This window comes from Mesorhizobium sp. NBSH29, assembly GCF_015500055.1.
GTDB lineage: Bacteria > Pseudomonadota > Alphaproteobacteria > Rhizobiales > Rhizobiaceae > Neomesorhizobium.
In genome coordinates, this window is record NZ_CP045492.1 from 1,519,172 (window position 1) to 1,532,970 (window position 13,799).

The 13,799-nt window shown below is 58.9% G+C and carries 17 protein-coding genes; 9 read left to right on the forward strand and 8 right to left on the reverse strand.

Annotation, left to right across the window (positions count from 1 at the left end):
* Positions 1-2 precede the first annotated feature (2 nt).
* From GA830_RS07570 to GA830_RS07585, 4 genes are all read right to left on the reverse strand, one after another.
* Positions 3-1,466 (reverse strand): GMC oxidoreductase, encoded by a 1,464-nt coding sequence (locus GA830_RS07570; RefSeq protein WP_195164436.1) that lies wholly within the window; start codon positions 1,464-1,466, stop codon positions 3-5.
* Positions 1,463-1,621 carry a hypothetical protein gene (locus GA830_RS07575; protein ID WP_195164437.1) on the reverse strand — a complete coding sequence of 53 codons (159 nt, stop codon included), beginning with the start codon at positions 1,619-1,621 and terminating at the stop codon, positions 1,463-1,465. Before GA830_RS07575 ends, GA830_RS07570 begins: the two co-directional genes overlap by 4 nt.
* Before the next feature lie 133 nt (positions 1,622-1,754).
* Positions 1,755-2,660 carry a DMT family transporter gene (locus GA830_RS07580; protein ID WP_195164438.1) on the reverse strand — a complete coding sequence of 302 codons (906 nt, stop codon included), beginning with the start codon at positions 2,658-2,660 and terminating at the stop codon, positions 1,755-1,757.
* Positions 2,661-2,744: 84 nt separating this feature from the next.
* Entirely contained in the window at positions 2,745-3,113 is a 369-nt protein-coding gene (locus tag GA830_RS07585; protein WP_195164439.1) for a hypothetical protein, read from the reverse strand.
* A gap of 97 nt (positions 3,114-3,210) precedes the next feature.
* On the opposite strand from GA830_RS07585, the gene GA830_RS07590 reads away from it, so the two are divergent.
* On the forward strand, positions 3,211-3,918 hold the full coding sequence (locus tag GA830_RS07590) for a pyrimidine 5'-nucleotidase (RefSeq protein WP_195164440.1): 708 nt from the start codon (positions 3,211-3,213) through the stop codon (positions 3,916-3,918).
* Here the strand turns inward: GA830_RS07590 and GA830_RS07595 are convergent.
* From GA830_RS07595 to GA830_RS07610, 4 genes are all read right to left on the reverse strand, one after another.
* Positions 3,899-4,087 carry a hypothetical protein gene (locus tag GA830_RS07595; protein ID WP_195164441.1) on the reverse strand — a complete coding sequence of 63 codons (189 nt, stop codon included), beginning with the start codon at positions 4,085-4,087 and terminating at the stop codon, positions 3,899-3,901. The two genes, GA830_RS07590 and GA830_RS07595, sit on opposite strands and share 20 nt — an antisense overlap.
* Before the next feature lie 137 nt (positions 4,088-4,224).
* Positions 4,225-4,755, reverse strand: coding sequence for a copper chaperone PCu(A)C (locus GA830_RS07600; RefSeq protein ID WP_258045595.1), 531 nt, complete (start codon positions 4,753-4,755; stop codon positions 4,225-4,227).
* Positions 4,756-4,811: 56 nt separating this feature from the next.
* On the reverse strand, positions 4,812-5,210 hold the full coding sequence (locus GA830_RS07605) for a DUF2946 family protein (RefSeq protein WP_258045656.1): 399 nt from the start codon (positions 5,208-5,210) through the stop codon (positions 4,812-4,814).
* A 53-nt stretch (positions 5,211-5,263) separates the two neighbouring features.
* Positions 5,264-6,103, reverse strand: a complete 840-nt coding sequence (locus tag GA830_RS07610; RefSeq protein WP_195164444.1) for an LOG family protein — start codon at positions 6,101-6,103, stop codon at positions 5,264-5,266.
* A gap of 148 nt (positions 6,104-6,251) precedes the next feature.
* On the opposite strand from GA830_RS07610, the gene dapD reads away from it, so the two are divergent.
* The 8 genes from dapD (at position 6,252) to GA830_RS07650 (ending at position 13,793) form a co-directional block, all read left to right on the forward strand.
* Positions 6,252-7,097, forward strand: a complete 846-nt coding sequence (gene dapD, locus GA830_RS07615; RefSeq protein ID WP_195164445.1) for a 2,3,4,5-tetrahydropyridine-2,6-dicarboxylate N-succinyltransferase — start codon at positions 6,252-6,254, stop codon at positions 7,095-7,097.
* Positions 7,098-7,167: 70 nt separating this feature from the next.
* On the forward strand, positions 7,168-7,527 hold the full coding sequence (locus GA830_RS07620; RefSeq protein ID WP_195164446.1) for a DUF805 domain-containing protein: 360 nt from the start codon (positions 7,168-7,170) through the stop codon (positions 7,525-7,527).
* Positions 7,514-7,897 (forward strand): DUF805 domain-containing protein, encoded by a 384-nt coding sequence (locus GA830_RS07625; RefSeq protein ID WP_258045596.1) that lies wholly within the window; start codon positions 7,514-7,516, stop codon positions 7,895-7,897. Before GA830_RS07620 ends, GA830_RS07625 begins: the two co-directional genes overlap by 14 nt.
* A gap of 29 nt (positions 7,898-7,926) precedes the next feature.
* Complete coding sequence (locus tag GA830_RS07630; protein ID WP_195164448.1) at positions 7,927-8,631, forward strand: hypothetical protein; 705 nt, start codon at positions 7,927-7,929, stop codon at positions 8,629-8,631.
* A gap of 81 nt (positions 8,632-8,712) precedes the next feature.
* Positions 8,713-11,181: a DNA ligase D gene (gene ligD, locus GA830_RS07635; protein WP_195164835.1), complete on the forward strand. Its 2,469-nt coding sequence runs from the start codon at positions 8,713-8,715 to the stop codon at positions 11,179-11,181.
* Positions 11,182-11,203: 22 nt separating this feature from the next.
* Positions 11,204-12,073 (forward strand): non-homologous end joining protein Ku, encoded by an 870-nt coding sequence (ku, locus tag GA830_RS07640; RefSeq protein ID WP_195164449.1) that lies wholly within the window; start codon positions 11,204-11,206, stop codon positions 12,071-12,073.
* Positions 12,070-13,158, forward strand: coding sequence for a tetratricopeptide repeat protein (locus tag GA830_RS07645; RefSeq protein WP_195164450.1), 1,089 nt, complete (start codon positions 12,070-12,072; stop codon positions 13,156-13,158). Before ku ends, GA830_RS07645 begins: the two co-directional genes overlap by 4 nt.
* Positions 13,158-13,793, forward strand: a complete 636-nt coding sequence (locus tag GA830_RS07650) for an alpha/beta hydrolase family protein (protein ID WP_195164451.1) — start codon at positions 13,158-13,160, stop codon at positions 13,791-13,793. The genes GA830_RS07645 and GA830_RS07650 overlap by 1 nt, the downstream gene beginning before the upstream one ends.
* Positions 13,794-13,799: the final 6 nt, after the last annotated feature.

Consider the following 13,799-nt stretch of genomic DNA (forward strand, 5'->3'; position numbering starts at 1 on the left):
CGCTACCCTGCTTTCTCATTGAAACGACCGGCCAGGATGCCACGACTAAGATGATCGCCAAGGCGGCATGAAAGTGCCGTGATCGTTGTTGTCGGGTTGCATTGGCCCGATGTTGCAAACACTGACGAGCCGCCAATATAGAGGTTTGACATGCCGTGAACTTTGCAGTTGGCATCGACGATGCCCTTTTGCGGGTCAATGCTCATCCGCGTTCCGCCCATGTGGTGGTGTCCCGCCAATTCCTGGTCAACGGGATAATCTTCACCCTTGGTGACCCAGTCTGCGATGCGCACGCGCCCGTAATTTTTTGCGGCAAAAGTCTCACCGAAAAGTCTGAGCCCTTCCAGAAGAGTACGGTGTTCCAGCTCCGATTTTTTCCAGTGAAGCTCAATGCGCGGCACGCCCGCATGGTCAAGCTCGGAGGCCGACAGCTGGATGTGGTTGGAGGCCAGCGGCGCCTGCTCCCAACCAACATAGAGCTGCGCTGCGCAGCGCAGGTTTTGGCCAAGCTTTGCGGCCACCCATTCGGCAGTGTCAGGTGCCTTGCAGGCAAGGTTGGCAACCATCTGCTTGTAGCCATGGTAAGGCGTCTCGATCAGACGAACACCAAAATTCAGGATCTTGCGCTCGGCCATGGCTTCGGGCGAGGGCGAGAAAAACACCTCGTTGGTGTCGTCAGTCTCGAACTCGCTGTAATCGGCCAGAATGGCATCACCGCCCTCGAATTGCGGATGCTCCATCCAGTAGCGTCCAAGTGCCGCCGGCTGCGGTACTACCCCGCCACTGGAGCGCGCGTTCGACCACAACAGTAGGCGTGAGTTTTCCAACCCGCCGGTGCAGGGAATGTAAAATTCCGCCTCCACCGACCCTGCATCAACACCGTCAGCCCAAAGTTTTGCGCCGGTGACCTTGCTGCCGTCTCCGTGTAGTTCGGTCACATAGGTATTTAGCACCACAGCTATGTTTTGGCTCTGGTCGAGTTCGTCGCGGAACTTTTCGCCAAACCGGACGGCCGGGCTCTTGATTAGCTGGACCCAGCGAATGTCGTCCGAAATCGGCACATCGGCCCGGAATGGGTCAAGGTCGAGAATATCGTGGACCTCGTCCAGATAAGGCTCGATGTCGTCCCGCCCGATCGGCCAGCCGGTGTCTGGGGCCCAAGGCTTTGCTGCAAAATCATGAGCGTCCATCACCCGGCACCACCCCGCCCAGTGGTTCGAGGAGCCGCCAAGATAACGCAGCCGCGAAATCTCCAGATCGAAATAGGGATCACCAATGGTTCTGCCGCGATAGAAATCCTGCGATTCTTCGGTCCATTCGTCGGAACCGGCCTCGAAAATCACGACCGGAATGCCGGCTTTGCCCAATTTTCGCGCAATGGTGACGCCAGCCGGACCGGAACCGATGACCAGGACTTTTGGCTCGAAGGCCGAAGATTTGTAATCCTTGAAGCTCTGAAAAATCATGCCAGATCACTCCGCTTAAGGATCCAGCCGTCGATTTCAACGAATTCGGAGCGCGGCACCGAACTGTACCTTGTTAGCAGGGCCAGCGTGGAAACAGAGGCGAGGGCTTCGAGGAAGCCTCGACGGGTGAGGGCGATGCTTGTTCTGCGCGTCATTGTTGGCGATCCTGCTTCAACCAAAGCGCGTACCGTTCCATGAAGGCACACGACCCATCCTCCCGATGCCCCTATAATCCGTTCCCCGCGATTTCCATGCCACTTGTACCGTAAGGTTTACGAGTGGTTGACGTCAGTTCACGACCAGCAACAGGAGGATGCCGCAGACAATCAATACGCAGCCAATTGTCTCTATCCGGTTGATGTGTTCGCGAAAAAAGAACACCGAGGAGGCGAAGGTGAAGATCATCTCGATCTGCGCCAGCGCCTTGACCACCGACGCCTGCTGCAGGGTCATGGCGGTGAACCAGCCGAGCGAGGCGGCCGCACCGACGAACCCGACAAACAGCGACGGCTTCCATGCAGCCCCGATGCGGGCCATCTGGCCCGGGTCACTCCACAGCATCCAGACCAGCATGATCGCGGTCTGGAAAGTGATGGTGACGGCAAGGGTCGTTGCCGCCTGCATCAGGAAGTTCGGGCCGCCAAGCGACAGCGACGCGGCGCGATAGGCAACAGCCGTGATGCCGAACAGCGTGCCCGAAGCCAGGCCGATTAGCGCCGTCCGACTGATGAGCGATGCCAACAGGTTGCGCCAACTCATCGGGGTGCGGGCGACGGAGATCAGCATCACACCGACCACTGTGACGGCAATGGCGATCAGCGCACCACCGCCTGCGACTTCTCCGAGAAGAATCAGACCAAAAATCGCCGCTTGCGCCGGCTCGGTGCGGGAATAGGCGGTGCCGACCGCGAAGTTACGGAACGAGAACAGATAAATGAGAAGGAACTGTGCGGCGATCTGACCGAGCCCCCCCAGCACGATCCAGCCGAGGAACTGCGCATGGATCGGCGGGAACGGATATTCCGCCACAAAGTGCAGACCCAGCAGAAATAGCAACGCGAACGGCAGCCCGAACCCGAAGCGCACAAAGGTGGCGCCGGTGGTGCCCATGACGCCCTTGAGGTGCTTCTGGCCAACCGACCGCAGGTTCTGCAGGAAGGCGGCAGCGATGGTGATCGGGATCCACAATTCCATGATGGCCGCCTTGTGAGCCGCCACACCTCTCAATGCAAGGCGCAGGCCCTTGCGTGGATGAGGCCAGTGAGCTTCTGTGAGGGGCTACTCATGCGGATCATGAAGGCAGGGGTCGAGTGCGATATGATCCTCGTCGACCTGGTTAAGCGTGCCGCTGAGAATGACTGAATCGCCAGCTTTGTAATCATTGATTTCATAGGTGATGCATACAATCTGTGGGTCAGGTGCGTCGCACATCAGCATGTAGCCGAGCGCTCCGTCATGCTCCGCTCCGCGCAGTTTCCCAGCCACGCTGATCACTACATAGTCATCGTTGGAGGCGCCAAGCCGGGTAAGCGCAACGCGAAGCTCCGAACAGGATGCCTCGAAACTGGCTGCCGGCTGGGCATGCGCGCCGGTCGGAAGATGCGCGGGCACAACACACAGCCACGCCAAAACCTTCTTTAGAATCATGATGCCCCTCTGATGGACTCAACCAACTGGGCAATCATGGCGTTTTCACGAAATCGAATTTCATTGCCGTCAGCTGGTGCCGCTGCCATAGGAAGGTATGACCGATACACCCGATGCATCCCGCTTTGCCCATGTCACCGACTGGGTGTTTGATCTCGACAACACGCTCTATCCGCACCATTCCAATCTGTTTTCGCAGATAGATGTGAAGATGACGGCCTATGTATCGACGCTCCTGCAACTGCCGCACGATGAGGCGCGCAAGCTGCAAAAGGAACTGTATCTGGAATATGGCACCACGCTGAATGGATTGATGGAGCGCCATGAGATAGATCCGGATGATTTTCTCCAGAAAGTCCACGACATCGACTATTCCTGGCTGTCGCCGGACCCAGTTCTGGGCAATGCTATCAGGACGCTGCCGGGGCGAAAATTCATCTTTACCAATGGTGACCGCGGACACGCCGAACGCACAGCGCGTCAGCTTGGCATTCTCGATCATTTCGACGATATTTTCGATATTGTTGCCGCTGGTCTGACGCCAAAACCAGCACAGGCCACCTATGACAGGTTCATGTCACTGAACAAGGTAGTTGGCAAAAATGCTGCCATGTTCGAGGATTTGGCGCGTAATCTAAGCGTACCTAAAGCGCTGGGCATGACAACGGTGCTGATCGTCCCGAACAATTTTGAGCCGACATTCTCGGAGATATGGGAACGCGACCAGAAGTATGACGACGATGTTGATTTCGTCACCGACGACCTGGCCTCATTTTTGGATCAGATCAACGCTCTGCGAGGATAAACTGCCGGCGGCGTTTGCCCGGAGCAAGTTCCCTGGCCTTTTCGGCAGCCTTGCGGCGTGCGGCGTCAGTCTCGGCAGTGCTGCGATCAGATGAGGCGTGGCTTATAGTCTCATGGCCAAGATCGGCGGCCTGCTGGCGCTGCATGATCTCGTCATCGGGGGTAGACACTGGCGGCTCCTTTCGACTGCACTTCCGGCGACACTAATCAATCTTTCGGACCGGAATACGGCGACAAAGGATCTGACGCGCTGCGGATTGCGCCAGATCCTCAGGAGGGAACGCTTGTGATGCTATGACGTTCCGGGTCAGCCGCCGTTCTTGGCTTTCATCGGATCGTTGACCGGAAGCGTCACCTCGACCTTGCCGGCCTTTTCGAACTCCAGCGTCATCCGGACGGTATCGCCGGTCTTGAACGGCGATGTGACCGCCATGAACATGATGTGCATTCCGCCAGGCTTCAGTTCGACAGTGCCGCCGGCCGGGATTTCCAGACCGCCCAAAATCGGGCGCATGACCATCACATCGTTGGTCATCTCCATCGAGTGGATCTCTACCTTACCGGCACTGGGCGACATGACACCGGTTAGTCGGTCTGCATCCTTGCCGGTATTGGAGATGATGAGATAGGCACCGCCTGCGGGTTGGCCCGGCAGCATGGCGCGCGCCCAGCCATGGCTGACCGAGAGATCGCCTGCTGTGACGGTGTCGGCCATGGTGCCGGCATCCATCGCGCCATGAACCGCGTGGGCATCGTGGCTACCGGCGGCGGTCGCCTGGGTGAGTGTGGCTATGGCCATCAGGCCGGCAAGAACGGTGGTCTTTAAAAACGTGCGCATGGAAAATTCCTTTAAGCGTCTGAAACGAGGATGGCCACATAGGTGGCGGGTCTTCATCAGGCGGTGAAGGGAGGGGCCCGGATAGCCGGCGGCGGTCCGTCGGGAACCGGCGGCAAAGTTTGTGGGGAGGTCGGGCCGGACGCCAGAACGCGTGCAGGAGGCGACGGAAGTTCAGGCAGGAGCGCGGGAAGCCCGAGCTTGGCAAAGGCGAGGCTCGTAGCGCCAAGGCAGAGCGGGCAGCTATCGGCCATATCCTCAGGCAGACCATGACCGGTCGGCATCTCCATCCCGTAGGAAGTGCAGATAACCCAACCTTGCGGTCCCGCTGCAGCGTGCGCCTGTGAGAGCGGTTGGAAAAGATGGGAAACGAGCAGGAACGAGGCGACGAGCGCGAACAGCGCGCGGTCCCGCCGCAACGCTGCAAACCAGCCAGATTCCTGATGCCGCATCTTCATGCTCAAGCGTTATCCCAAACGCTCAAGCCGTTCCAGAGGCCGTCGCTGCGGCATCAAAGCTCGTAGAAGCGGCTGATGATGTCCCAGGCTTCGTCGGCGGTATCGGCATATTCAATAATATCCTGATCGCCCGGCGAGATGGTGCCTTGCTCTGCCAGATAATCGAGATTGATCGCCTTCTGCCAGAATTCCTTGCCAAACAAGATGATCGGCACGCGCTCCATGCGCCCGGTCTGGATCAGCGTCAGCGTCTCGAAAAACTCGTCCATCGTGCCAAAGCCACCCGGAAACACCGCGACTGCCTTGGCCCGCATGACAAAGTGCATCTTGCGGATGGCGAAATAGTGGAAGTTGAAACACAGTTCCGGCGTCACATAGATGTTCGGCGCCTGTTCATGCGGCAACACGATGTTAAGCCCGATCGACGGCGCATCGACATCGGCAGCGCCACGATTTCCAGCTTCCATCACGCCCGGTCCGCCACCGGTGACGACGACGAACTCCTCATAGTTCGAGATAGCCGACTGTTTTGAGCAGAGCTGAGCAAAATTGCGGGCTTCCTGGTAGTATTTGCTGTTGGCCTCGAGGTTTTTCTTCTGCACCTCGTTTTTGGCCGCCCAAGCCTCGCCGCCGGGTTCGGGCAGGCGGGCGCCGCCGAACATCACCACCGTAGAGCGGATGCCGCGCTCGGCCAAAATCATTTCGGGCTTCAGCAGCTCAAGCTGCAACCGGACGGCACGCAGCTCGCGCCGCGTCATAAATTCCTCGTCGGTCCACGCGAGCTGATAGGTTGGCGCGCGCGTCTGCGGCGTATCCGGCTGTTTGCGGGTCCGCTCCAGATCTTCATGCGAGTGAGGCAGCGGCGACCAACCGTTTTTTTCCATCGGGTTCATGCACTCTTCCGTTCTATCTATCCTCATGCGCCGTCTGATGGCGCATGCTGCGATTGACCCCTATCCGACACTGACATAGGGTCCGCGCGATTTCCATTCAGCCTAAGGCATCGCGCCTTAACAGCACGTGTAGCGGAGCCCCTTTGCCATGCCCATGACCGATCTGGCCAGCCTTGAAACGACCATCGAAAAGGCATTCGAGGAACGCGATGGCATTTCTACTTCTACGCGAGGCGCAGTCCGCGAGGCAATCGAGACCGCTCTTGATCTTCTCGACCGAGGCCAAAAGCGAGTTGCCGAGCGCGACGCAGATGGAAAATGGCACGTCAACCAGTGGCTGAAGAAGGCGGTGCTGCTGTCCTTCCGCCTCAACCCGATGGAACTGGTGGAGGGCGCACCGGGCGGCGCATCCTGGTGGGACAAGGTGCCTTCTAAATTCTCCGGGTGGAGCGCCGTCGATTTTGAAAACGCCGGCTTTCGCGCCGTTCCTGGTGCTATCGCGCGCCGCTCGGCCTATATCGCCAAAAACGTCGTGCTGATGCCCTCTTTCGTCAATCTTGGCGCCTATGTCGATGAAGGCACGATGGTCGACACCTGGGCATCGGTTGGCTCCTGCGCGCAGATTGGCAAAAATGTGCATCTGTCCGGCGGCGTCGGCATTGGTGGCGTACTGGAACCGATGCAGGCCGGCCCGACCATCATCGAGGACAATTGCTTCATTGGCGCTCGCTCCGAAGTGGTCGAAGGCTGCATCGTGCGCGAAGGCTCGGTGCTCGGCATGGGCGTGTTCATCGGTCAGTCGACCAAGATCGTCGACCGTGCCACCGGCGAGGTCTTCTACGGCGAAGTGCCGCCGCATTCGGTGGTGGTGGCAGGAACCATGCCGCCAGCCAGCGACAAGGGCGGCCCAAGCCTCTATTGCGCGGTCATCGTCAAGCGTGTCGACGCAAAAACCCGGTCGAAAACCTCGATCAATGAGTTGTTGCGCGATTGATCTTTGCACCAAACGGTAGCACCTTTCGAAATCCGCCGCGTCGCGCCGGATGAATGAGGGGGGGGTACCAATGGACTGGAAATATCTGTTCACCAGCTTTGAAGGGCGCATAAGCCGCCAGCCGTTCTGGATCGGCGTCGGCGTTTTGATCGCAATCTCGGTTGTAGCACAAATTCTCGACGGCGTGCTGGGCACTCACAGCGCCGGCAGCGGCATTGGATTGGTAAGCGGTCTTGCAATGCTCGTCTGCATCTATCCCGCCATTGCGCTCTATGCCAAACGCTGGCATGACCGCGACAAATCAGGATGGTGGTCGTTGATCGGGTTCGTTCCGATCATTGGCGCTGTATGGATGCTGGTCGAACTTGGCATCCTGAAAGGCACCGAAGGCGCCAACCAGTATGGACAGGACACTCTTGCCGGACAGTAAGCAATTAATTTGGCTGTTTTTCAGCACGTCGGGCCGCGTCAGCCGCGCGGCTTATTTCCTTGCGGGCCTGCTGCTCGCCATCGCACAGGCATTGCCGCTCTACCGCTTCGTGCTGGTGCCCGAGGATAGCGCGCAGGCGCAAATGTGGGCGTCCATTTTCGGGGTCGTTTTTTTCGCTTCGCTGTGGTCGAACCTGGTTCTGGCAGCAAAGCGACTTCATGATCTCGGTCGACCGGGACTACTTGCGCTGCTGTTGTTTGTCCCGATGGTGTCGATCGCGGCTTTTCTAATCTTGTGCTTTTTCCCAGGCACCCCGGGCCCGAACAAATATGGGCCGACGACCAACGCACCGACACCGCCGAGTACGTGATGGTGTCGGAAAGCCCCGGCGAAAAAATCATGCATTACAGGGCTTTGAGCCCTGCGCGCATTATCGATACGACAAAGCAGCTCGAAAAGCGGGTGTCCGAGCGCTTCCCGAAATCGGGATTGAGCAAAGTCGCCAGGGAACTGGTCGACCTCGCCGAAGACACGGCCGCCTCGTCCAAGGCAATGGAGACACCGATCTGGTGGCTGCGGGTTCTGATCGCTCTTGCCATATTGGCAGGAGGTGGAATTTTCCTGTTTGTCGGCACGCTTTTGACCTTCGACCGCATTTCCACCGGCGCATTCGACTTCGTGCAGGGCATCGAGGCATCGCTGAACACGGTGATCCTTGCCAGCCTCGGCTTCCTGGCACTGGTGCGCGCTGAAGAGCGGATCAAACGCCAGCGGGTGTTCAAGGAACTGCACGGATTGCGTTCGCTGATACATGTCATTGACATGCACCAGCTGACCAAGGATCCGGGCACTTTGTCGGATGCGTTCACGCCTACAAAGAATTCGCCGGAACGTATTACCAACAGCGCTGACCTTGCCCGATATCTGGATTATTGCTCGGAAATGCTGTCGATCACCGGCAAGCTCGCCGCGCTCTTCGCACAATCGGTGAATGACGGGGTGGTCATCGATGCGGTCAACAGCGTTGAGGGGCTGGGCTCCAACCTGTCACGAAAAATCTGGCAGAAAATCACGTTGATCGAGGAAACCTCTCGCGGTCAATAGCGTTGTGGTGCGCTGGTGGCATCAAGCTACGGGCGAAATGGCAATTGCATCATACCTGGGAAGCGGGTCATCATCGCGCCAATGGTTGCCTCCAAGCTCACCAAGTATCGCGCCAAACGCGACTTTTCGAAAACCGGCGAGCCGGTCGGGCAGGATCTGTCGAGCGAAGGCAACCGCTATGTCGTCCACAAGCATCACGCCACCGCCGACCACTATGATTTACGCCTTGAGCATCAGGGCATCCTGAAAAGCTGGGCAGTTCCCAAAGGTCCATCGCTCAACCCCGCCGACAAGCGGCTGGCGGTGGAAACTGAAGACCATCCCCTCGACTATATCGACTTCGAAGGGGTGATCCCCGAAGACGAGTATGGCGGCGGGCAGATGATCGTCTGGGATCACGGCACCTGGGCACCGATGGAGGATGCCGAAACAAGCCTTGAGCGCGGCGCCTTCAAGTTTCGTCTGGCTGGCGAGAAGCTGAATGGCGGCTGGATGCTGACCCGGCTAAAACCGAAGCCTGGTGAAACAGGCAAGCACAACTGGCTGCTGTTTAAAGAGCGTGATGCCTCGGCGGACACCACAACCGACATTCTTGCCACGCGCCCCGAAAGCGTAAAATCCGGACAGCTTATCGAGGACCTTGCAGCCCCGGCAAAGCCGCCACCCAAACGCAGAAAGATAACCCTGCGGCCAGACCGGCTGGAGGGTGCGGTTGCTGCGTCCTTACCAGCGCGGATACCTCCGCAACTGGCGACAGCGGCGTCGACACCGCCGGGCGGCGATACGGGCGACACCTGGCTGCACGAAGTTAAATTCGACGGCTACCGCACGATGGCCATGGTCAAGGGGCGCGACACGCAGCTCATCACCCGCGCGGGACTGGACTGGACAAAGCGCTATGGCGACCTCGCGGGCGCCTTTGCAGAGCTTGGTGCAAACGAAGCTGCCATCGACGGGGAGATCGTCGCGCTTGATGACAAGGGCATCAGCCGCTTCTCGCTGCTCCAGCAGGCGCTGTCCGATGGTGCAGGAAACCGGCTCGTGTTTTACGCTTTCGACCTTGTTCATCTGAACGGCTTCGATCTGAGCGGGGTAGAGCTGAAGGACCGCAAACAGATGCTGGCTACCCTGCTTTCCGGCCATCTGACCGGCCGCTCGGCGATCCAGTTGTCAGACCATATCACCGGCGACGGCACGGCCCTTTATGAACATGCCGCCGAGCTTGGGTTGGAGGGTATTGTCTCCAAACGCGCCGACGCCGCCTACCAGAGCGGACGGTCAAGAACCTGGACAAAGACCAAGGCGAAGACGGCTACGGACTTCGTTATCGCCGGTTACACCATCTCCTATGCTGCCGAGGGGCTCGCAGCGCTTGCAATGGGCGAATGGGTCGATGGCGAACTGATCTATCGCGGCAAGGTCGGCACCGGATTTGATGCCGCGACGCTGAAGCGCCTGCACGAAAAGCTCTCGCCTCTGGCCGATGGGGCTGAACCGTTGCCCGGTGGCGGCAAGGATGTGATCTGGGTGCGCCCGGTGCTTTCGGCCCACATCCATTATTCCAATCTCACCTCCGACGGCTCGATCCGCCACGGTGTCTTCAAGGGCCTGCGCGAAGCTGAACTGGCTGCAACTGCTACTACAGCGCGCAAGCGACTAATCTCCGAGGCGGATCTAGCCACGGTCTGGGTCACCAACCCGACTCGACGGCTCTTCGGACGCTCTGGCCCGACCAAACTCGACATCGCCGTATACTACGGTTCAATCGGCGATTTTATGCTTCCACACATTATGGGCAGGCCGGTCTCTCTGGTGCGCTGTCCGACCGGCAAGCCTGAGGACTGCTTCTTCCAGCGCCACGCGTTTACTGGCATGCCGGCCTCGGTCGCTACTTTCAAGGTAGAGAACTCGGAGGGCGAGGAGAAAAACTATCTGGCCGTCGAGGACGCCAAGGCCTATCTTGCGATGGCCCAGTTTGGCGTCGTGGAATACCACATATGGGGAACCAACCGCGCGCGGCTGGAAAAGCCGGATCGTGTCGTCTTTGATCTCGACCCTGGTGAAGGCATCGAATGGCGCGAGATCGTCGAGGCAGCGGTTCATATCCGTGGAGAACTTGAAGCGCTGGGCCTTGTCCCGTTCGTCAAGACGTCGGGTGGCAAGGGCATTCACGTCGTCGTGCCGGTGACGCCCAAACGCGACTGGAAAAAAACGCATGAGGCCACAGGCGTCATTGCCACGCGCCTCACTGCATCCGCGCCGGACACATTCACCACCGTGATGGGCGCAAGCAACCGCAAGCGGCGCATATTTGTCGACTTCCATCGCAATGCGCGCAGCCACACCTGGGCAGCGCCATACACCCTGCGTGCCCGCACTGGGCTGCCGGCGTCCGCACCGCTGCAATGGTCTGATTTGGAAGCCATCGACGCTCCGCAGGATTTGAATTATTCTTCACTGCCGGGCCTTGTGGCAGCATCAGGCGACGCCTGGGCTGACATTGATAATTTCGCAAGGGAATTGCCGTTACTATCGACAAAAGTGAAGTAAATCTGCCGCGTAGGAGACATCCATGGCACCAAGAGCAAGCTGGAAAGGCTATCTGAAACTGAGCCTCGTGAGTTGCCCGGTGCGGCTCTATCCGGCCACCAGCGCGAGTGAGCGTATCAGTTTCAACCAGCTCCACAAAGAGACTCACAACCGTATCAACATGAAGCCGGTCGATCCCGAACTCGGCCTCGTTGAACGCTCTGATTTGGTTAAGGGCTATGAGTACGAGCCCAAGCAATATGTGATCATCGACGAGGAAGACCTCGACGCGGTACGGATCGAATCCAACCACACAATGAACATCGAGGCATTTGTCGATGAGGCAGCAGTCGACGTGATCTACCAGGATGCGCCCTATTACCTCGCCCCCGACGGAGCTATGGCGGAAGAGACCTTTGTGGTGCTGCGCGAGGCATTGCGCAAATCTGGCAAGCTTGCGATTGCCCGCCTTGTTCTGTCCAGCCGCGAGCGGGTAGTCACCATCGGTGCGCGTGAAAAAGGCATGTTTGTCTGTACGCTGCGCAACCCCAACGAGGTGCGCGGCACCGCCGAATATTTCGACAACATCCCGGTCGGCGAACCTGACAAGGAAATGCTGCAGCTGGCCGAAGCCCTGATCAAGCAGAAGGAAACCGACTTCGATCCGAAACTCTACGAGGATCGCTACGAAACGGCTCTGATGACCATGATCAAGGAGAAGCTGAAAGGCCACAAGCCGATCGTGGCTGCAGCGCCCGAACGCGGCAATGTGGTCAATCTCATGGATGCGCTGAAGGCGTCGCTCTCGCAGGCGAAACCGCCGGCAGAGAGCAAGAGCAAAGCCAAGAGCGGAGCAGCAGCTGCCAAACCGGCAGCCAAAGCCGCCGCGGGCGGCTCAAAGGCGAGGAAGTGACAGGGCTGGCCGGCACGCATTTTGGTCTCATAGGCGCGTTGGCGGCCTTTCCACGCAGGCTTGCCGCGCGCGAGGTCAAGCGCCTGCACGGCCATTTGCTTCGCGGCACCACCCGCGCAACCACGCATCTTGTTTTTGGCCGTACCCTGTTGGCAAAGCTCGACGGCCCCGATATCGCCATGCGCGCCGCACGTGAGCGCGCAACCAGTCGAGTGCTTTTGAGCGAAAACGCTTTTCTCCAGCAGCTTGGACTAATCACCGTGCCTGAGACGGCAAATCTCAGCCGCCAGGCGCTGGTAGAGCAGTCGCGTCTCAGCGTGGAGAATGTCGATCTGCTATCCCTGTTTGACGCTTTTGAGCATCCCAACGAACCCTTTTCCTTCAAGGATGTGATCCTGGCGCGCAAATATGCCGGCCTGATCTCCGGCGGTGCATCGTGGGATGCAATTGCGCGTTCGGTGCACCGCTTCGGCCCGGTCGGTTCACTGACCGCCAAATCGCTCCACATCGAGCGCGGCGAGGCGATCTATCTGCGCCACGGCGAGAGTCTGAGCGAACTGGACGGACAACTTCTGTTTGAGCTCGGCGCAAGCGGCGATGACGATCTGGAGGAATGGTTTTCTGCTGCTGAAACGGCTGAGGCCGAGGGAAACTTTGGCGATGCGGCGGACCTCTATCAACGTTGCATCGACCTTGACCCGGCAGATGCTGTCGCCGCATTCAACCGCGCAAATTGTCTGCGTCAGTCCGGGCGGATGGCCGAAGCCGCAAGCGACTATCACCGCGCCATCAAACGAGACCCTGCCTTTGTCGAATCCTGGTTCAATCTTGCCGGATTGATGACCGAGAGCGAAAAGTCGGCTTCAGCACGCCGCTACCTCGAAAAGGCGATAGCTCTCGACAAGACCTATGCCGATGCAGTGTTCAATCTTGCCGGGTTGGAGTTCGATGCCGGCAATCTTGTGGCGGCACGGAGCAATTGGGTGCGCTATCTCGAGCTCGACAGCAATTCTGACTGGGCTCGCACGGCTGCGCGCGGCATCCAGTTTGTCGATCTCCAAATAGCGCAGCGGACGGCGGGTTGATGAGCGCTGAAAAATTTCTGTTTGACGGCGATGCAGCTTCAGCAACGACTGTTCTGCTTGCCCATGGCGCCGGCGCGCCGATGGATTCTGCCTCGATGTCAGCCTTGGCAAAAGTTCTGGGCGAAGAGGGTTTTCGCGTTGCCCGCTTCGAGTTCGCCTACATGGCCGCCCGGCGCGAAGGGCAGCGCAAACCACCGCCCCGCGCCGATAGGCTTATCCCTGAATTCGTGGCCGCGATTGAAGCGCTGGGCGCAGTCCAAAAACTGCTCATCGGAGGCAAGTCGATGGGTGGACGTGTCGCCAGCATGGCCGCCGACACTCTCTTCCAGGATGGGAAAATCGCCGGCCTCGTCTGCTTCGGCTACCCGTTCCACCCGCCAGCCAAGCCGCAGCAATTGCGCACTGCGCATCTGGAAGAGCTCGTCACGCCGACGCTGGTCTGCCAGGGCGACCGCGATGAATTCGGCACCCGTGATGAAGTTGTCGGCTATGCGCTTTCCGACCGGATCAAAATTCTCTGGCTACCGGATGGCGACCACGATTTGAAGCCGCGCAAAAGTATTTCGGGCTTCAGCGTAGCCAATCATCTGGAAACAGTAGCGCACGCTGTGCGCGACTTCGCCGACGCGCTGTAGGGTCCA

What these genes read in the sequence shown, in the direction of transcription:
- GA830_RS07570 (WP_195164436.1), bottom strand. Translation starts at nt 1,466, where the DNA reads ATGATTTTTCAGAGCTTCAAGGATTACAAATCTTCGGCCTTCGAGCCA.
- GA830_RS07575 (WP_195164437.1), bottom strand. Translation starts at nt 1,621, where the DNA reads ATGACGCGCAGAACAAGCATCGCCCTCACCCGTCGAGGCTTCCTCGAA.
- GA830_RS07580 (WP_195164438.1), bottom strand. Translation starts at nt 2,660, where the DNA reads ATGGAATTGTGGATCCCGATCACCATCGCTGCCGCCTTCCTGCAGAAC.
- GA830_RS07585 (WP_195164439.1), bottom strand. Translation starts at nt 3,113, where the DNA reads ATGATTCTAAAGAAGGTTTTGGCGTGGCTGTGTGTTGTGCCCGCGCAT.
- GA830_RS07590 (WP_195164440.1), top strand. Translation starts at nt 3,211, where the DNA reads ATGACCGATACACCCGATGCATCCCGCTTTGCCCATGTCACCGACTGG.
- GA830_RS07600 (WP_258045595.1), bottom strand. Translation starts at nt 4,755, where the DNA reads ATGCGCACGTTTTTAAAGACCACCGTTCTTGCCGGCCTGATGGCCATA.
- GA830_RS07605 (WP_258045656.1), bottom strand. Translation starts at nt 5,210, where the DNA reads ATGAAGATGCGGCATCAGGAATCTGGCTGGTTTGCAGCGTTGCGGCGG.
- GA830_RS07610 (WP_195164444.1), bottom strand. Translation starts at nt 6,103, where the DNA reads ATGAACCCGATGGAAAAAAACGGTTGGTCGCCGCTGCCTCACTCGCAT.
- dapD (WP_195164445.1), top strand. Translation starts at nt 6,252, where the DNA reads ATGCCCATGACCGATCTGGCCAGCCTTGAAACGACCATCGAAAAGGCA.
- GA830_RS07620 (WP_195164446.1), top strand. Translation starts at nt 7,168, where the DNA reads ATGGACTGGAAATATCTGTTCACCAGCTTTGAAGGGCGCATAAGCCGC.
- GA830_RS07630 (WP_195164448.1), top strand. Translation starts at nt 7,927, where the DNA reads ATGCATTACAGGGCTTTGAGCCCTGCGCGCATTATCGATACGACAAAG.
- ligD (WP_195164835.1), top strand. Translation starts at nt 8,713, where the DNA reads ATGGTTGCCTCCAAGCTCACCAAGTATCGCGCCAAACGCGACTTTTCG.
- ku (WP_195164449.1), top strand. Translation starts at nt 11,204, where the DNA reads ATGGCACCAAGAGCAAGCTGGAAAGGCTATCTGAAACTGAGCCTCGTG.
- GA830_RS07650 (WP_195164451.1), top strand. Translation starts at nt 13,158, where the DNA reads ATGAGCGCTGAAAAATTTCTGTTTGACGGCGATGCAGCTTCAGCAACG.